Below are 17,704 nucleotides of genomic sequence, written 5' to 3'. Positions count from 1 at the left end.
CATGGCCGGAATCGGATTCGCCCTGCGCAAGCTGGCCCGGCGGGACGACCTGCTGGGCATCCTGCAGGGATACGCCCATTCGGCCTTCATCACCTCCGGCCCCTGGATGTTCACCATCCTGGCGCTCGCCGCGATCAACCTGATCGGCGGCGATCTGGTCGGGGCGGAGGAACTGAGGCGCTTCCGCGTCGTCATCATCTACAATTTCTGCTTCTCCGCCGTGCTGACCGGGCCGCTGGTGATGGTCGCCACGCGCTATCTGGCGGACGCCATCTACGCCCGTCAGGTGGACGTGGCGCCGGGCATGCTTTTGGCGACGCTCGGCCTCTCCTACGGGGCCTCGATGCTGACGGCCGGGCCGTTCTATCTGCTGTTCAGCGGCCTGCCGGTGGCGATGATGGCCGGCGGGCTGGTGAATTTCCTGCTGGTCGGCGGCATCTGGGTGGTGTCGATCTTCCTGTCGGCACTGAAGGATTATGTGGCGGTGACGGTGGCCTTCGCGGCCGGCATGGCGATCGGCCTGGTCGCGGCGGCCGTGCTCGGGGCGTGGACCGGGCCGGCGGGAATGGTCTTCGGATTCTCGCTCGGGCTTGCCGTGATCCAGTTCGGACTGATCGCCCGGGTGTTCGCCGAGTATCCCTACCGTGTATCCAGGCTGTTCGCTTTCCTCGACTATTTCCGCCGCTATTGGGACCTCGCGCTGATCGGACTGACGGCCAATCTGGCCGTCTGGTCGGACAAGTGGATCATGTGGTTCTGTCCGGAACGCGAGGTCGTCAGCGGTGCGATGGTGATCTACTCGGCCTACGACAGCGCCATGTTCGTGGCCTATCTTACCATCCTGCCGGCTCTGACCCTGTTCACCGTCAACATCGAGACGCGGTTCTTCGAGCGCTACCAGGCTTTCTACCGCGATATCCAGAGTCACGCGACCTACGACCAGATCGCCCGGAACCACCGGGACATCGTGGCGGCCCTGATGGAAAGCGCCCGCAACCTGATCATCCTGCAGGGGGCCGTCTCCGCCGTCAGCATCTTCCTGGCGCCGGGAATCGTCGGGGCGCTCGGCCTGCAGTATCAGCAGATCGGCATGTTCCGCTTCGGCGCGCTCGGCGCCTTCTTCCAGGTGCTGTTCCTGTTCTGCACGGTGATCCTCGCCTACTTCGACTTGCGACGCCGCAATCTCGCCGTCCAGGTGCTGTATCTGTTTCTGAATGCCGGCTTCACCCTGGCCTTCAGCGACCTGGGCTTCGCCTGGTACGGCTATGGCTATTTCCTGGCCTCGCTCATCGCCTTCGCCGTCGCCTATCTGATGGTGGCGGATGCCGTGCGGCGACTGCCATATTTTGCCTTCGTCGCCAACAACCCGTCGGTGCGCTGACGCCCCAGGGGTGTCAGGATGGCCGGAGGAACGGAGGCAGATGGTGGACCGGCGTCTTCGGAGATTCCTGGTCGGGCTGGCCACGGCGACCGTGCTGGCGCCGCAGGGGCCGGCGCGGTCGGCCGACGTGCTGGGGGTGGAGCGCACCTCTCCCGACCATCTTCGTGCACCGTTCCGCACCTATGCACCGCAGGAGTCGCTTCCCTGGCGCCCGCGGCGCACGGAGAGTCAAGCCGTCTACAGCCTGCCGATGGGGCTGGAAGGCATGGCGACCATCGACCATACGCTGTCCCGTCTGTGTCAGCGCGGTGCCTTCGGGCAGAAGATCGACGGATACTACTGGGCCGCCACGCCGAAGCGGCGGTACGGCGTCGCCTTCTCCGGCGGGGCCAACCTGGACGATCCGCAAAAGCAGGCGAAGCCCGGCAAGACCTACTTCTTCCATGGCCAGGACAGCCGATGCGTCGTCTATGTCGGCGATCAGGCGAAGCTGATGCCGCACTATATCGGGCCATAGGCCCGGGCCTCTCCAAGCGCGGGGAGCGGAAGCGGCATCGGCGGTGTTGAACGGGGACCATCAACCATCCGGGACGGTTCCCATGAGAGGATTCCTGTTCGCCACCGTATCCGTCGCCGCGGTGGCTCTCGGCGCCGGGGCGCTGATGCGACGGCGCCGGCCGGTGGAAGATCGCCGCAGCCACCGCGTGCCGCCCGGTCCCGGCGCCTGGGCTCCGGCCCGTTCGGCGGCACTCGCTCTGCCGCCGGTCTCCCGATCGGGGATGGTGCAGGTGCGGACGGGACAGGTCGGGAACGGCCTGTCGCAGCACGACATCCACGAGCTGACGCGCAACTTCCTGCTCTATTACATCGTGCCGATGTGGCTGGCGGCCGGGCTGGCCGACTGGTACTGCCACCGTGCGACCCATATCGAGGAAACGACCGGCACCAAGGAGACGCTGCTGCATCTCGCGCAGTTGACCGAAATGGGCATCCCGACGCTGGCCGCGCTGTTCCTGGAGATCAATCCGCCGGTCCTGGCGCTGATGGCCGGTTCCTTCCTGGTGCACGAGGCAACGGCGCTGTGGGACGTCAGCTATGCCGTCAGCCGGCGCGACGTCACGCCGATCGAGCAGCACGTGCACAGTTTTCTCGAAATGCTGCCGCTGATGGGGCTGTCCTTCATCGGCCTGCTGCACTGGCCGCAGGTGAAGGCGATGGTCGGCGCCGGAGACCAGCCGGCCGACTGGAGCCTCCGCCTGAAGAGCGACCGGGACAAGTTGCCGATGGGTTACATCGTCACGCTGCTCGGCACCATCGCGGCGCTGGAACTGTCGCCCTACATGGAGGAGCTGTGGCGCGACTGGAACGCCTGGCCGGGCCGCCTCGTCCCGCCGGAGGCGGAGGCCATCCAGGCCCGGCGGCAGGAGCACGAGTGGGCTCTGTGATCCTGGCCGGCGGGTTGGGCGGCGCCCTTCTCCCGTTGCCGGGGGAAGGGCGTGAGCCCCGGGCCTATCTGGCAAGGAACTTGGTGATGGTGTCGCCGGCCTTGGCGATGTTGGCCACCCCGTCGAGATGGCCGAGCGTGCTGGTGATGGAGTCCGTGTACTCCACCGCCACGCCCTGCTTCTCCAGCCGTTCCTTCAGGGGGCGCATGGCGCGCTCCGGCGGGAAGACGAGGTCGTCGTCCGACGGGATCAGCAGCACCGGAACCTTGATCTTGGCGAGGCCGTCTTCCAGAGAGTTGCCGTTGCCGGTCACGAAGGTCTGGCTGGCCTTGACGAGATAGAGGAAGTGGTTGGCGTCGCTGACGGCGGCACGGGCGGCGGCGGCCTTGTCCAGCCATGCCTCTATGGCGAACTGGTTGTTCATCGCGGCGCGCGGGTCCTTGCCTTCCTCGGCCCATTTGCGGCCGAAGGCGGCGTCGGCCCACTTCCAATGGCGGGCGTGCAGCGTGACGACCTTCAGCGCCTCGGTCAGGCCCGCCTTGGGCTCCGCCTTGCCATAATAGTCGCCGTTGTTCCAGTTCGGGTCGACCTTGATGGGAGCCGCCCACAGGTTCAGCCAGCCGATCAGGAAGGGATCGGCTTCCGGTCCGCCGATGACGGCGACGACCCGCTTGACCATGTCGGGGTAGGAAGCGGCCCACTCCAGCGCCTGCAGCGAGCCCATGGACCCACCCATCACCGCCTGCAGTGACTTGATGCCGAGGCTGTCGAGCAGGGCCTTCTGGACATTCACGAAGTCGCGGATGGTGACGACCGGGAAGCTCATGCCGTAGGGCTTGCCGGTGTCGGGGTTGATGCTGGCGGGACCGGTGGTGACGACCGTCGGGTCCTTGGCCGACAGGTTCACCAGCGTGTCCGAACTGATGATGAAGTACTTGTCGGTGTCCAGCGGCTTGCCCGGACCGACGATCGAATCCCAATAGCCGGGTGCGGCGTCGTCCGCCTTGTACTTTCCGGCGGCATGGCTGGTTCCGCTGAAGAAATGGGCGACCAGGATGACGTTGTCCTTCGCCTCGTTCAGCTTGCCGTAGCTTTCCCAGCCGATGCGGACGTTCTTGATCGTTCCGCCGCCGGTGGTGGTGTAGGACGGCATCTCGAAGACCTTCTTCTCGACAAGCCCGTCCAGGGCCAGCGCCGGGCTGGCCGCCACCGCCCCCATGGTCCCAAGGGAAAGGACGGCCGCTGCGGCCAGACGGCCGAGGCGGCTAGACACTCCGCGCATGATGTTCCCCCCGATTGTTCTATGCGCGGACAGTGTACGGCTCGTCCGCCCCCTGTCCAGCGGCACGGCGTGCCCCTTACGGATGGCCCCCGGCCCTCAACCGAGACGGACGGCCGTGCCGTTGACCGACACCATCAGCATCCCGTTTTCCTTGCCGAGCACTTCATAGTCGACGTCGACACCGATCACTGCATCGGCGCCCAGCGCCTGGGCCGCCGCGGTGAGGTCGGCGAAGGCCGCTTCGCGTGCGTCGCGCAGGGCGCTCTGATAGCCGCCGGCCCGGCCACCGACGATGTCGCGGATCGAGGAGAACATGTCGCGGAACACATTGACGCCGAGAATCGCCTCCCCGGCGACCATGCCGAGATACTGGGTGACCCGGCGGCCTTCGATCGAGTCGGTGGTCGTGATGATCATGACGGTTGCCTCCACGCTTGCGGAAGCTTGTACATGGCCGGGACGGGAGGTGGTTCAAGCCCCCCTCCCGCCCAGCCCGCTACTGCGAAATCGCATGAGATCCGTGTCGAATGCGCGTCAGATGCGATGAACCCATGCACGTTCCGTCAACGTTCTCCTATCATGGTGCGGGCGGCAATCCGGAGCGACCGTCCGGGCCGAGCGGAGAGGCATCATGGACGATACGCGGCGGGCGCTACTGCGCTGGATGACCGGGGTGATGGAGGCGCATGGCTGGAGCGCCGGCGCCTGGGCCCGGATGGCCGGCGTCACCGCCACCAACCTCACGCGGTTCCTGCGCGATCCCGTCTTCGGCAGCCTGCCGAGCGCCGATACCCTGGGCAGGCTCGCCCGCATCGCCGGGTCTGAGCCGCGCTTCCTGGACGACGGTCCCTGTCCGCCGGTCGGACGGGTGCCCGTGCTCGACAATGATCAGGTGCACCGTTTCCTGGAGCTTGGCCGCCGTGCCGGCGAGGCGTTCCTGGCCGGACTGCTGCGCGACGGGGCAGAGACGGTGGCGGTCGCAGCACGGGCCTCCCGCCGCGCCTTCGCGCTGCGCATCGCCTCGCGCAGCCTGAACGCCGCCGGTGTCCTGCCGCAGGACCGGGTGGTGGTGGAGCCGACCGACGTCGTGACGCCGCAGGTGGGGGACGTGGTCGTGACGGTGGGGGACGGCTCGGTCTGCGGCTACCGCTTCCATCCGCCGCAGCTTCTTCCGGTGTCCACCGATCCCGATTGCCATCCGACGCTGATCGAGCGTGCCGTCGTCGCCGGAGTGGCGGTGCATGTGGTGCGGGCGCTGCGGGGCTCATAGATGCATTTTAGGAAAACCTCGGCTGTTTCTCAGATTAGTACCTGTATACACTCAAGTATAGTCTTGAAAAATCCGCCCAGATTTCCTGAGTGTGTCGTGAACTGATCGCCTGAACCGGCAGCCGCTTTCATGGGTGTCTTCGCTGCTTCTGACGCTTTAGCGGCAGCGGATGCTGCGCGACCTTATGGTTGCGCTCAAGGTTCTCTTTTTGTTCTTGAATCATGCGTGTTCGCAGCCCATATTCAGGGTCCAGCCGCTTTGTGTCGCTGGTTAGGCTGCGAAAGCGCAGCGAGCTTGTGGGAACGCACTGAAACAACCGGGGACGGCAGCGGGCTCAGATGGCGATTTCGGACGCGCAACGTGCCCTGCGGGCGGGGCGGATCGGGTCTTCGGACGCCACCCGCATCATGGCCGGCGACTGGGTGACGCTGTGGCGCGAGAAGACCGGACGGGCGGACGCGGCAAACCTCGATTATGTGGCGGCGGTGCAGATCGGGATCGCGACCGAGCCCCTGCACCCCCGTTTCGTGGAGCGGGCCACCGGCCGGCCCTGCATCGCGGCGGACCGGACCTACGTCCATCCGGCGCATGACTGGATGGTGGCCCATCCCGACTTCCTGACCTGGGGGACGGATGATGTGGTCGCTCCCGATGTGGTTGTCGAGGCGAAGTTCACCGGCGGGTTCCAGGCCGATGCCGACCTCGCCCGCCGCTACCATTGGCAGCTCCAGCACCAGCTCGCGGTGATGGGGCTGCGGCTGGGGCTGCTGTCGATCCTGCGGCCGACCGGGCATTCGCTGGTTCGGGTCGAGCGGGCGGAGGGCGACGTCGACCGGCTGGTCGAGACGCTGTCGGCCTTCTGGTGGCACGTCGTCAACGATGTGGAACCGAGCGATCCGCTGCCGCTCGACGCTCCGCGCTACGAGACGCGGCGGGTGGTGGACATGGCGCGGCATAACCGCTTCGCCAGCCTGGCGGCCCTGCTGATGGACCAGCGGGATGCCGCCCTGGCGGTGAGGGAGGCGGAGCAGGCGCTGAAGGGGTTGATGCCCGACGATGCGCGCGTTGCCTTCGTCGCCGGCGACGGGCCGGGGCAGGGCGTATGGCTGTCGCGGGATCGCGAGGGGCGTCTCAGCCTGCGCTACGGGCAGCCGCCGCGGCGGGCGCTGCAGGATGCCGAGGATTGGGCGCCGGCGCACGCCGAGCTTTGCGCTGACCTCAGCCTGGAGGCGGTTCTCGCCTCCGGTTGGGGTGAGGGGAGAGCTGAAACGATCGAGGAAAGAGGACCCGACCGATGGGACGAATGAGCAAGAGCGACACCGTTGTTCCGGACACCGAGACGGTGGAGACCCCCACCTCTCCGGCCGCTTCTGCGAAGACCGCCTCCAGCAAGACCGAGAGCGGCAAGGCGACCGCCCAGCCCGAGCCCGAGACGCGGCGCATCGACACCATGTTCCTGTGGAACCGGCTGAAGCGGACGGACCCCAAGGCGACCAAGCCCTTCACCCGCTCCGGCGGTTTCCGCGGCACCCAGATCGACCCGACCTGGCGGTTCCAGATGATGACGGAGGTGTTCGGGCCGGTCGGCAAGGGCTGGGGCTACGAGCAGCTCGACTGGACGATCGCCGAGCGGATGATCTTCATCTGCGCCCGCGTCTGGTACATCGACCCCGAGACCAGGGAGAAGTGCTTCACCGGCCCGCAGTGGGGCGGGACCGAGATGGTCCGCCGCCGCAATGGGATCGAGGCGCCGGACGACGAGTGCTTCAAGATGTCGATGACGGATGCGGTGGGGAAGTGCCTGCTGCAGATCGGGCTCGCCGCCGACGTCTACATGGGCCAGTTCGACGACAGCAAGTACCGGGAGGAGTCGGAGGCCTTCTATGCCGCCAAGTCCAATCCGGCCCTGCAGCCGGATGCCATCGAGGCGTTCGAGGCCGAGGTGAAGCAGCGCCTGTCCGCCTGCCTCGACCTCGACGATCTGGAGGAGGTCTGGCGGGCCGGCGTCGGCACCCGCCTGCGGGAGATCGGTACGGTCGACCGCGCCGCCCAGCATCGCATCACCGGCCTGTTCGCCCAGAAGAAGGCCGAGATTCTCAAGCGCGAGGAGGACGGGGACGACCGCGAGGCGGCCTGACCCCCTTTCCCCGCATCACGCGGGAGGTGAGACCATGCCGGACCCCGAACGCTCGCCCAGCGGCCTGTTCCGCATGAGCGCCTGGGAAGGCGAGATGGAGCGCAGCCACGCCCAGCTCCCCCGCTGGTACTGGAACGAGGAGGAGCGCCACCGCCGCTATGCCCGCTGGGTGGAGGCGGAGGCCGAGACGCTGGCGATGAGGCTGGCCGGCCTGCTCCGCCCCGACACCCCGGCGGACTCCGCAGGCCCGGCCCGCGCGCTGATCGAGTCGCTGGCGCGTGACGCCGAGTGGGCCAGGAGGTTGGAACGCACGGGTAGAAATCTGGCCGCCGCCTGACGCGGCCGGCCTGCAGAAGGACGAACAACCATGACCATCGAGGAGGTCCAGGCCCGGCTGCGTGCGGCACACGCCCGGATCGGGAACGAGGGCCGCTTCGCCCTCACCCTCAGTCTCGACGGGCGGGAGGAGTGCTACATCACGCACTGGTTCCGCCCCGAGCCCCATGCCTTCGAGGATTGCCGGGCCGTCGGGTCCGGGAGCCTCGCGGAGTGCCTGGCGGCGCTGGACCGCTATGTCGCGGCCTACGCCCGCCGCCCGACGCTCGAAGAGGTCGGGCGGACGCTGGGACTGGATCCGGACCCCGCGCCGGAAAAGGCGGCGCGGCGGCGGACCGGCCGGCAGCACGCCGACATGCCGATGCTGGTGGCGGCGGAGTAGCTTCCCCCGCAAGTCCCGGCCGTCGCCAGCCCTTGGCCCCTCGCCCACCCCGTGGACGGGGGGCCTTTTGTTTGTGCGGCAGAGGTGTAGTCTTGCATCCGCATCAACCGGAGGAGGAGGGGTGGCGGAATGGATGCGGTACTGGCACTGGCGGGGATCCTCGGCGCGCTGGCGGTCGGGGTGGTCAGCCCGGGGCCGAGCTTCGTGCTGGTGGCCCGCACCTCGGTCGCGGTGTCGCGGCGGGCCGGGCTGGCGTCGGCGGTCGGCATGGGGCTGGGCGGAGTGCTGTTCGGCGGCCTGGCGCTCGCCGGACTGCATGCCATCCTTTCCCAGGTCTCCTGGCTCTATGCCGGGCTGAAGCTGGCGGGCGGCGCCTATCTCGTCTGGCTCGCCGTCCGGATCTGGCGGGGAGCGTCGGAGCCGCTGAGCATGGGGGAGGGTGGCATCCCGCGCGAGGCGGGAACCGGCCGGGCCTTCTCCTTCGCGCTGATGACCCAGGTCAGCAACCCCAAGACCGCCATCGTCTATGGCAGCGTCTTCGCGGCGCTGCTGCCGCCGGACCCGCCCGGCTGGCTGTTCCTCGCCCTGCCGCCCTTGATCTTCCTGCTGGAGACGGGCTGGTACGCGGCCGTGGCGCTCGCCTTTTCCGCCGGACGTCCGCGCGCCGCCTACCTGCGCTGGAAGAGCCGGATCGACCGGGTGGCGGCCGGGGTCATCGGCGCGCTGGGGCTGCGGCTCGTGCTGGATGCGGCGCGGCCGTCGTGAGCGGTCAGCGCTCCTCCACCGCCAGCCGGAGGCCGAGCGCGATGAGCAGCGAGCCCAGCGCCCGGTCGAGCCAGAGGCCGAGCCGGCGGCTGTCGCGCAGCCGCACCACCAGCCGGTCGCCGAGGAGGACCAGCGGCGGCTCGATGAACATGGCGACCAGGATGATCAGCAGCCCGTGGACCATGAGCTGCACCCAGACCGGTCCGGCGCCCTCCACCACGAACTGCGGCAGGAAGGCCAGGAAGAAGATCGCCGCCTTTGGGTTCAGCAGGTCGATCAGCACACCCTGGCGATAGACCGACCAGATGTCGCCGCGCGCGCCGGACGGCACGTCGTCCAGGGTAAGCCCGCCCCCTTTGGACAGCAGTGCCCGGACGCCGATCCACAGCAGATAGGCGACGCCGACCCACTTCACCACCGCGAAGGCGGTGGCCGAGGCGGCGATGACCGCCGACAGGCCGAGTGCCGCCATCACCACATGGCCGAAGGCGCCGGTCCACACCCCGAAGGTGGCCGCCATGCCGGCGCGCGTGCCGCCGCGCACCGTGTGGCCCATGATGAAGGCCATGTCGGGGCCGGGCGAGATGTTCAGCAGCACGGCGGCGGTCAGGAAGGCCGACCAGTGGGCGAGGTCGTAGGAGAGCATCGGGACGATCCGGAATTCAGTACGGGTTGACTTCGCAGCGGTTCTTGCCGAGCCGCTTGGCACGGTACATGGCCTGGTCGGCGCTGCGCAGCAGCGCATCGGAGTCGGCGCCGTCGCGCGGGAAGAGAGCGACGCCGACGCTGGTGGAGACCCGGCAGGGCAGGTCGGGCAGCGGCGCCCGCACCGTTTCGATCAGCTTCTGGGCGACGGTCAGGGCGTCGTCGGCGCTGCCGATCCCCTCCAGCAGGGCGGCGAACTCGTCACCGCCCATGCGGGCGACGGTGTCGCTGTCGCGCAGCGCGGCGGCGAGCCGCTCCGCCACCAGGGTCAGGGTGGCGTCGCCGGCATGGTGGCCGTGGCTGTCGTTGATCTCCTTGAAGCCGTCGAGGTCGAGGAAGAGCAGGGCGAAGCTGCGGTTGTCGCGCCGCGCCCGGGCGATGGCGTGGTCCAGCCGGTCCTCGAACAGCAGCCGGTTGCACAGCCCGGTCAGGGCGTCGTGGCCGGCGAGGTGGCGCAGCCGTTCCGAGGTCGCCCGCTGCTCGGTGATGTTGCGGGCGATGCCTTCGATCCCGATCGGCCGGCCGCCGTCGTCGCGGCGGAAGACCGCGTTGACCGACAGCCAGAAGACGGTGCCGTCGCGCCGGCGCATCGGCACCTCGTACTGGCGGACCTGGCCGCCGTTGCGCTCCAGCGCCGCCAGGAAGGCCGAGCGGCCGTCGGGTTCGGCATAGTAGTCGGCGATCTGGATCCCCAGCACCTCGCGCTGGTCGAAGCCGAACTCCCGGGCGAACTGGGGGAGGCCATGACGACACGGCCGGCGAGGTCGGTGCGGTAGAAGGCGTCGGGCAGATTGTCGACGATGGCGCGGAGGTCGGACTCCGACTGGCGGAGCTGGCCCAGCGTGCTGCGCAGCATCTCCTCCGCGTCCTCGCGCAGGGAGAACTCCCGCCACAGCACCCAGCACAGCAGGATGGCGGTGCAGCCGACGAACAGCAGCCCCTTCATCGTCTGGCCGATCGTCACGCCGGTCAGCCCGGCCGCGGCGATGAGCTGGTCCGACCCGACCACCCAGAGCGAGGCGGCGACGCAGTAAGCGACGACGATCTTGAGGGTGGGCGAGTTCATCCGGTCCATGTCGGCAGGCAACCGTCAGGAACCCTAACGTGTCCGCCGCGCCGCGTCCATGGCCCTCGCGAAGCGGAGCGGTCCGGAAGGACCGCTCCCCGGTGGTGGTCAGCGCTTCCTGCTCGCCTGGGCGCGGGCGAAGGCCTCGGCGAAGGCGTTGTTGACCGGCTCGGCGGGCTTGGGCGGCTGTTTGGGCGCGCTCTGCCTGGGCGCCGCCTGCCCCTTGCCGGCAGGCCCCTTTCCGGCCGCGGGCGGACGGCGGTCGTCGCGGCCGCCGCGGGCGGGGCCGCCGGCCTCGCCGGCCGCAGCACGCGCCGCGGGCTCGCCCATCCGCATCGTCAGCGCGATGCGCTTGCGCGGGATGTCGACCTCCAGGACCTTCACCTTGACCACGTCGCCGGCCTTCACGACCGTATGCGGGTCCTTCACGAAACTGTTGGAGAGCTGGGAGATGTGGACCAGCCCGTCCTGGTGGACGCCGACATCGACGAAGGCGCCGAAGGCGGTGACGTTGGTCACCACGCCCTCAAGCACCATGCCGGTCTGCAGGTCCTTCAGCTCCTCGACCCCGTCCCTGAAGGTGGCGGTCTTGAACTCCGGACGCGGGTCGCGGCCCGGCTTCTCCAGCTCCTTCAGGATGTCCTCGACGGTCGGGACGCCGAACCGCTCGTCGGTGAACTCGTCCGGGGCGAGGGAGCGCAGGAAGCGGGCGTCGCCGATGACGCTGCCGAGCTCCCTGCCGGTCTTCTTCAGGATGCGCTCGACCACCGGGTAGGCTTCGGGGTGGACGGCGGAGGTGTCGAGCGGGTTGTCGCCGCCGCGGATGCGCAGGAAGCCCGCCGCCTGCTCGAAGGTCTTCGGCCCCAGCCGCGGCACGTCGAGAAGCTGCCTGCGCGAGCGGAAGGCGCCGTTGCGGTCGCGGAACTCCACGATGTTGCGGGCGATCGTCTCGTTGAGGCCCGACACGCGGGTCAGCAGCGGGACCGAGGCGGTGTTGAGGTCGACGCCCACCGCGTTCACGCAGTCCTCCACCACGGCGTCCAGCGAGCGTGCCAGCTTGCTGCCGGAGACGTCGTGCTGGTACTGGCCGACGCCGATCGACTTCGGCTCGATCTTCACCAGCTCGGCCAGCGGGTCCTGCAGGCGGCGGGCGATGGAGACCGCCCCGCGCAGCGACACGTCGAGCGACGGGAACTCCGCCGCCGCCGTCTCGGACGCCGAGTAGACGGAGGCGCCGGCCTCGCTGACCACCAGCTTGGTCAGGCCGAGCTCGGGATGGCGCTTCATCAGGTCGCTGGCGAGCTTGTCGGTCTCGCGGCTGGCCGTGCCGTTGCCGATGGAGATCAGCTCTGCGCCGTGGCGCTTGGCGAGGGCCGCCAGCACGGCGAGGGAGCCGTCCCAGTCGTTGCGCGGCGGATGCGGGTAGACGGTGGTGGTCTCCACCAGCTTGCCGGTCGCATCGACCACCGCGACCTTGACGCCGGTGCGGATGCCGGGGTCGAGCCCGATGGTGGCGCGCGGGCCGGCCGGCGCCGCCAGCAGCAGGTCGTGGAGGTTGCGGGCGAAGACGCGGATCGCCTCGTCCTCCGCCCGTTCCCGCAGGCTGCCCATCAGGTCGGTCTCGATGTGCGGGCCGATCTTCAGCTTCCAGGTCCAGCGGACGACGTCGGACAGCCACTTGTCGGCCGGCCGGCCGAGGTCGCGGATTCCGGTGTGGGCGGTGATGGCGGTCTCCGCCGGGTGGGGTTGCCCGTCATCCACGGCCAAGTCGAGCCGGAGGTCGAGCACGCCCTGCGCCCGGCCACGGAACAGGGCGAGCGCCCGGTGCGACGGGACCTTGGCCCAGGCCTCCGAGAAGCCGAAGTAGTCGGAGAACTTGGCGCCCTCCTCCGCCTTTCCGTCGATCACCTTGGAGGCGACGACGCCCTTGTCGGCCATCAGGCCGCGCAGCCGGCCGACCAGCTCGGCATCCTCGCCGAAGCGCTCCACCAGGATGTGGCGGGCGCCGTCCAGCGCCGCCTTGACGTCGGCGACCTGCCTGTCGGGATCGACGAAGGCGGCGGCCTCCGCCTCCGGCTTGCGGGTGGGATCGGACAGCAGCAGGTCGGCCAGCGGCTCCAGCCCGGCCTCCCGCGCGATCTGCGCCTTGGTGCGCCGCTTCTGCTTGTAGGGGAGGTAGAGGTCCTCCAGCCGGGTCTTGGTGTCGGCCTGCCGGATCTGCTGCTCCAGCTCCGGCGTCAGCTTGCCCTGCTCGCCGATCGAGGCGAGGATCGACTCGCGCCGCTCCTCAAGTTCGCGCAGGTAGCCCAGCCGCTCCTCCAGCGTGCGGAGCTGCGTATCGTCGAGGCCGCCGGTCGCCTCCTTGCGGTAGCGCGCGATGAAGGGAACCGTCGAGCCTTCGTCGAGAAGGGCGACCGCGGCGGCGACCTGGGCTTCGCGGACCGAGAGCTCGTCTGCGATACGGCGGGCGATGGACTGCATGGGACCTTGGACGTCGTTGGCGAACCTGAGCCCGCCCCTATACTCCCGACCGGCGCCGGACGCCAGCGCACATCCCGGTCGGGCGCCGGGCGGCATTGGGCGCAGTGTGCAGCGTGTTTCCGGCGCACAATGGTGAGAACCGCGATTCCGTTAGAAGAAACAGTGAGTTACTGCGTCCGTTCGTGTGCATCCGTTGTGCACGGCCTGCACAATGGGGAGAGGCGCGGCGGCGGCCTTCGAGCGGTGACAGGTCTGTCGATGATGAGCCCACAGTAACGGGGCGCCATCGCCGGGGCAAGTCCGGCAGGAAACGGCGGGGAAACGGCGGATCCGGCGATCCGGGGCCGGGCGGGACGCCCCGCGCCGGAGAGGGATGGACTGCTGTTGCAACCTCCCCACGGCGGTCCATCGCCCGCAGCAGGGATCGGGCGCAACCGGGAGGAGAGTCCCTGCGGAGACGGACGCGCCGGGACTGGCGGGACACGTCCCAGACGGTGCGATTGCCTGCTGCCAAGCTGGAGCCGGGATGCGCGGAAGAGGTATGACTTTGCAAAAAAGGATGTGCTTGAAGTTTTTCTACCGGCTTTACTCGGCGTTAACCTTCTTCGGCGTACAAACGCCCTTGCAACTTGGTTGCGTTTCCTCCCGAACAAACTCAAAGCGGTTCGCCTGAACTATCGGCGGGCCGCTTTTTTCTTTTCCGCATTCGCGTGCATGGCTGTCTTCGGATTTTACTATGTCGGCAATGGAATTTCCGCTTGCAATGCCGCCGGGGAACATCCTTACAATGTATGGGTATTAACCCCGCCGGGTTCCCCGCCTTGTTCCTGATGACAGTCCCGATCCTGATCCTTGTGGCCTTGGCAGCCGTCGGGGTTGCGGCACGCCGTGCGCCGTGGATTTCCGCCGCGGTCTATGGAGGAACCGGCGTGGTGTGCGGGGCCGCCGTCCTGGCCGCGGTCCTGGCGCTCGCCGGCCGCGCGCCGCCGCAGGAGCTGCTGCTGCCGATGGGGGTGCCGTGGATCGGGCTGCATCTGCGGCTGGATGCCCTGTCCGCCTTCTTCCTGCTGGTGGTGAATTTCGGCGGTGTCACCGCGAGTCTGTTCGGCTGGGGGTACGAGCGCGCCCATCACGGCGGCCACGACGCCCCGCCGGGGCCGGTGCTGCCGCTGTTCCCCCTGTTCCTGGCCGGGATGAACCTCGTCCTGGTGGCGGGGGACGCCTTCGGCTTCCTGGTCGGCTGGGAGGCGATGTCGCTGGCGTCGTGGCTGCTGGTGCTGTCCACCCATCGCGAGCCGGAGACGCCGCGGGCGGCGAGGCTCTACCTGATCATGGCGAGCTTCGGCGCCGCCTGCCTGCTGCTGGCCTTCGGGCTTCTCGCCGGGCCGACCGGCGACTACAGCTTCGCCGCGATCCGCGCCCATGTGCCGGACGACGCGGAGGTTGCGCTGGTCGTCCTGCTGGTCCTGCTGGGGGCGGGATCGAAGGCCGGGCTGGTCCCGCTGCATGTCTGGCTGCCGCTCGCCCATCCGGCGGCACCCAGCCATGTCTCGGCCCTGATGTCCGGGGTGATGACCAAGGTGGCGATCTACGCCATGGTGCGCATCCTGTTCGACCTGCTGGGCGAACCGGCCTGGTGGTGGGGCGGGGTGATGATGGCGGCCGGGGCGGTCACCGCCGTGATGGGCGTGCTCTACGCCCTGATGCAGGACGACGTGAAGCGGCTGCTCGCCTGCTCGACCATCGAGAACATCGGGGCGGTGGTGATCGCGCTGGGGCTGGCGCTGGTCTTCAAGGCCAGCCACACGCCGGTGATCGCGGCGCTCGCCCTGTCGGCCGGGCTGCTGCACGTCGTGAACCATTCGCTGTTCAAGACGCTGCTGTTCTATGTGGCGGGCGCCGTCCTGACGGCGACGGGGACGCGGGACCTGAACCGGCTGGGCGGGCTGATCCACCGGATGCCGGAGACGGCGGTGCTGGCGCTGGTCGGCGCCTCGGCCATCTCCGCGCTGCCGCCCCTGAACGGCTTCGTCGGCGAATGGCTGCTGTTCCAGGCCATCCTGAACGCGCCGGCCCTGCCGGAATGGTCGCTGAAGATCGCCATCGCCGTGGTCGGCGCCGCCGTGGCGCTCGCCACGGCACTGGCCGCCGCCTGCTTCGTGCGTTTCTACGGCACGGCCTTCCTCGGCCGTCCGCGTTCCGCCGAGGCCGGCGGGGCGGGGGAGGTCGGGCCGGCGATGCGCGCCGGGATGGCGGTGCCGGCGGTGCTGTGCATCCTGCTGGGCGTGCTGCCGACGCCGCTGCTGCGCCTGTTCGAGCCGGCCGTGCGGCTGATGGTGGAGGCCGGCCCCTTCGACGACCGGGCCTACCAGCCCTGGCTCTGGCTGTCGCCGACCTCGGCCATCGGCAATTCCTACAACGGCCTGATCATGCTGGTGGTGATCGGACTGCTGTCCGTCCTGCTGGTGGCGGCGATCCATCGCCGGGCGAGCGACAAGCTGCGCCGCTCCATCGCCTGGGGCTGCGGCTTCGAGACGCCGGACCCGGAGGGCGTGGCGCAGTACGGCGCCTCCAGCTTCGCCCAGCCGATCCGCCGCGCCTTCGGCGGCACCGTCTTCCATGCCCGCGACAGGGTCGACATGCCGGAGCCGGGCGATCTGCGGCCGGCGCGGCTGTCGGTCTCGTGGACCGACCCCGCCTGGGCGCTGGTCTTCACGCCGATCGGCCGGACGGTGGACTGGCTGACCCAGCGGGTGAACGGGCTGCAGTACATGACCATCCGCCGCTATCTGACGCTGATGTTCGCGGCGCTGGTCCTCGTCCTGATCGTCGTGGCGGTGACCCAGCGATGAGCATGCTCGCCGCCATCCTCTACCAGATCGTGCAGATGCTGCTGGTGCTGGCGCTCGCCCCGCTGCTGACCGGCTGGGTGCGGCTGGTCAAGGCGCGGCTGCTCGGCCGGCGCGGACCCTCGCTGCTGCAGCCCTACCGCGACCTGTCGCGCCTGCTGCGCAAGGAGGTGGTGCTGGCGCACAACGCCTCCTGGCTGTTCCGGTCGGTGCCCTACATGATGTTCACCGCCATCTGGCTGGCGGCCGGGCTGGTGCCGGTCTTCACCACGCAGCTCGCCCTCGCCCCCACCGCCGACCTGATCGCGCTGATCGCGCTGCTGGGCTCCGCCCGCTTCTTCCTGGCGCTCGCCGGCATGGACGTGGGGACGGCCTTCGGCGGGATCGGCTCGTCGCGCGAGATGATGATCGCCGCCTTCGCCGAACCGGCGATGCTGATGATGGTCTTCTCGGTCGCCATCCTGGTGCGTTCGACCTCGCTGGCGGAGATCGCCGACTTCATGATGTCCGGCACGGTGGGGCTGCGCGTGTCTCTGGCGCTCGCCCTCATCGCGCTGGTGATGGTGGCGGTCGCCGAGAACGCCCGCATCCCCATCGACAACCCCGCCACGCATCTGGAGCTGACCATGGTGCACGAGGCGATGGTGCTGGAGTATTCGGGGCGGCACCTGGCGCTGGTCGAGGCGGCGAGCATGCTGAAGCTGCTGCTCTATGTGGCGCTGATCGCCTGCGTCTTCGTGCCCTGGGGCCTGGCGACGGGCAGCCACGGCAGCGTGCCGGGCGGGCTGGTCAGCTTCGTTGCCAAGATGGCGGTCGCCGGCGCGGCGCTGGCCCTGTTCGAGACGTCGGTCGCCAAGATGCGGGTGTTCCGGGTCGGCGAGTTCCTCGGCGGGGCGCTGCTGCTCAGCCTGCTCGGCGCCATCTTCCTCTATGTGTCGCGGGGGTGTGAATGGTGGACATCGGCTATGACGCCGCGCATCTCCTGGGCGCGCTGGTGCTGCTGATGAGCTTCGCCCTGCTGTACCAGCGGCGGCTGTTCTCGCTGCTGCACATGTTCACCGGGCAGGCCCTGGCGCTCGCCGCGGCGGCGGCGTGGCAGGCCTATGCCCATGACGAGCCGCACCTGTACGTCACCGCCCTGCTGACGCTGGTGCTGAAGGCGGTGGTCATCCCGGTGGCGCTGCACCGCATCATCCTGAAGCTGGACATCCACCGCACGATCGAGCCGGCGCTGGGCATCGGCCTGACCATGCTGGCCGGGGTGTCGCTGGTGACGCTGTCGATCCTGCTGGTGCTGCCGGTGACGGAGAACTCCAGCGCGCTGACGCGGGAGGATCTGGCGCTGTCGCTGTCGGTCGTGCTGCTCGGCCTGCTGATGATGATCTCGCGGCGCAACGCGGTCAGCCAGGTGGTCGGCTTCATGTCCATCGAGAACGGACTGATCCTGGCGGCGGTCGGCGTCGCCGGCATGCCGCTGGTGGTGGAGATGTCGGTCGCCTTCTCGGTCATGGTCGCCTTCATCATCTTCGGAATCTTCCTGTTCCACATCCGCGAGCGGTTCGAGACGCTCGACATGCAGGCGATCGAGCGATTCCGGGGGAGAGC

At 69.0% G+C, this 17,704-nt stretch carries 17 protein-coding genes and 1 pseudogene; 13 read left to right on the top strand and 5 right to left on the bottom strand.

Features of this window, described 5'->3' with window-relative positions; genetic code table 11:
• Window position 1 precedes the first annotated feature (1 nt).
• The 3 genes from pelG (at window position 2) to DEW08_RS24660 (ending at window position 2,826) form a co-directional block, all read left to right on the top strand.
• Window positions 2-1,381 (top strand): exopolysaccharide Pel transporter PelG, encoded by a 1,380-nt coding sequence (pelG, locus tag DEW08_RS24670; protein ID WP_109332173.1) that lies wholly within the window; start codon window positions 2-4, stop codon window positions 1,379-1,381.
• 40 nt (window positions 1,382-1,421) lie between these two features.
• Window positions 1,422-1,898 carry a hypothetical protein gene (locus tag DEW08_RS24665; RefSeq protein ID WP_245986966.1) on the top strand — a complete coding sequence of 159 codons (477 nt, stop codon included), beginning with the start codon at window positions 1,422-1,424 and terminating at the stop codon, window positions 1,896-1,898.
• Window positions 1,899-1,980: 82 nt separating this feature from the next.
• Entirely contained in the window at window positions 1,981-2,826 is an 846-nt protein-coding gene (locus DEW08_RS24660) for a hypothetical protein (protein WP_245986965.1), read from the top strand.
• A 64-nt stretch (window positions 2,827-2,890) separates the two neighbouring features.
• Here DEW08_RS24660 and DEW08_RS24655 read toward each other — a convergent pair whose 3' ends face one another.
• Together DEW08_RS24655 and DEW08_RS24650 are read right to left on the bottom strand one after the other, a co-directional pair.
• Entirely contained in the window at window positions 2,891-4,108 is a 1,218-nt protein-coding gene (locus tag DEW08_RS24655) for an E22 family MetX-like putative esterase (RefSeq protein WP_109332172.1), read from the bottom strand.
• 96 nt (window positions 4,109-4,204) lie between these two features.
• On the bottom strand, window positions 4,205-4,525 hold the full coding sequence (locus DEW08_RS24650) for a heavy metal-binding domain-containing protein (protein WP_109332171.1): 321 nt from the start codon (window positions 4,523-4,525) through the stop codon (window positions 4,205-4,207).
• A 214-nt stretch (window positions 4,526-4,739) separates the two neighbouring features.
• Here DEW08_RS24650 and DEW08_RS24645 point away from each other — a divergent pair, with 214 nt between their 5' ends.
• The 6 genes from DEW08_RS24645 to DEW08_RS24620 all read left to right on the top strand — a co-directional run bounded on the left by DEW08_RS24645 (window position 4,740) and on the right by DEW08_RS24620 (window position 8,998).
• The gene (locus DEW08_RS24645) at window positions 4,740-5,378 is read left to right on the top strand and encodes a hypothetical protein (protein WP_109332167.1); all 639 of its coding nucleotides are present in this window, start codon (window positions 4,740-4,742) and stop codon (window positions 5,376-5,378) included.
• Window positions 5,379-5,716: 338 nt separating this feature from the next.
• The gene (locus tag DEW08_RS24640; RefSeq protein WP_109332166.1) at window positions 5,717-6,685 is read left to right on the top strand and encodes a YqaJ viral recombinase family protein; all 969 of its coding nucleotides are present in this window, start codon (window positions 5,717-5,719) and stop codon (window positions 6,683-6,685) included.
• The gene (locus DEW08_RS24635; RefSeq protein WP_109332165.1) at window positions 6,682-7,515 is read left to right on the top strand and encodes a hypothetical protein; all 834 of its coding nucleotides are present in this window, start codon (window positions 6,682-6,684) and stop codon (window positions 7,513-7,515) included. The genes DEW08_RS24640 and DEW08_RS24635 overlap by 4 nt, the downstream gene beginning before the upstream one ends.
• A 34-nt stretch (window positions 7,516-7,549) precedes the next feature.
• On the top strand, window positions 7,550-7,852 hold the full coding sequence (locus DEW08_RS24630; RefSeq protein ID WP_245986964.1) for a hypothetical protein: 303 nt from the start codon (window positions 7,550-7,552) through the stop codon (window positions 7,850-7,852).
• A 30-nt stretch (window positions 7,853-7,882) separates the two neighbouring features.
• A complete protein-coding gene (locus DEW08_RS32890) occupies window positions 7,883-8,233 on the top strand; it encodes a hypothetical protein (RefSeq protein WP_245986963.1) in 351 nt (116 codons plus the stop codon).
• Between the two features lie 129 nt (window positions 8,234-8,362).
• A complete protein-coding gene (locus DEW08_RS24620; RefSeq protein ID WP_109332164.1) occupies window positions 8,363-8,998 on the top strand; it encodes a LysE family translocator in 636 nt (211 codons plus the stop codon).
• 4 nt (window positions 8,999-9,002) lie between these two features.
• On the opposite strand, the gene DEW08_RS24615 is transcribed toward DEW08_RS24620, so the two are convergent.
• Window positions 9,003-9,644 carry a LysE family translocator gene (locus DEW08_RS24615; protein WP_109332163.1) on the bottom strand — a complete coding sequence of 214 codons (642 nt, stop codon included), beginning with the start codon at window positions 9,642-9,644 and terminating at the stop codon, window positions 9,003-9,005.
• Window positions 9,645-9,660: 16 nt separating this feature from the next.
• A complete protein-coding gene (locus DEW08_RS31370; RefSeq protein WP_281262076.1) occupies window positions 9,661-10,596 on the bottom strand; it encodes a diguanylate cyclase domain-containing protein in 936 nt (311 codons plus the stop codon).
• Between DEW08_RS31370 and DEW08_RS31365 the strand changes: the two genes are divergently transcribed.
• Complete coding sequence (locus DEW08_RS31365) at window positions 10,504-10,737, top strand: hypothetical protein (protein WP_168220500.1); 234 nt, start codon at window positions 10,504-10,506, stop codon at window positions 10,735-10,737. The two genes, DEW08_RS31370 and DEW08_RS31365, sit on opposite strands and share 93 nt — an antisense overlap.
• Window positions 10,738-10,877: 140 nt before the next feature.
• Here the strand turns inward: DEW08_RS31365 and DEW08_RS24605 are convergent, their stop codons facing one another.
• Window positions 10,878-13,250, bottom strand: a complete 2,373-nt coding sequence (locus tag DEW08_RS24605; RefSeq protein ID WP_109332160.1) for a Tex family protein — start codon at window positions 13,248-13,250, stop codon at window positions 10,878-10,880.
• Between the two features lie 791 nt (window positions 13,251-14,041).
• Here DEW08_RS24605 and hyfB point away from each other — a divergent pair.
• From hyfB to DEW08_RS32885, 3 genes and pseudogenes are all read left to right on the top strand, one after another.
• A complete protein-coding gene (gene hyfB, locus DEW08_RS24600; protein ID WP_245986962.1) occupies window positions 14,042-16,102 on the top strand; it encodes a hydrogenase 4 subunit B in 2,061 nt (686 codons plus the stop codon).
• Window positions 16,099-17,103, top strand: a complete 1,005-nt coding sequence (locus DEW08_RS24595; RefSeq protein ID WP_109332159.1) for a respiratory chain complex I subunit 1 family protein — start codon at window positions 16,099-16,101, stop codon at window positions 17,101-17,103. The genes hyfB and DEW08_RS24595 overlap by 4 nt, the downstream gene beginning before the upstream one ends.
• Window positions 17,049-17,699: pseudogene (locus DEW08_RS32885) on the top strand (hydrogenase-4 component E); the annotation flags it as partial. The gene DEW08_RS24595 and the pseudogene DEW08_RS32885, both read left to right, overlap by 55 nt.
• Between the last annotated feature and the right edge of the window lie 5 nt (window positions 17,700-17,704).

It is taken from the genome of Azospirillum thermophilum (genome assembly GCF_003130795.1).
GTDB lineage: Bacteria > Pseudomonadota > Alphaproteobacteria > Azospirillales > Azospirillaceae > Azospirillum > Azospirillum thermophilum.
This window is presented reverse-complemented; position numbering and strand designations above follow the sequence as displayed.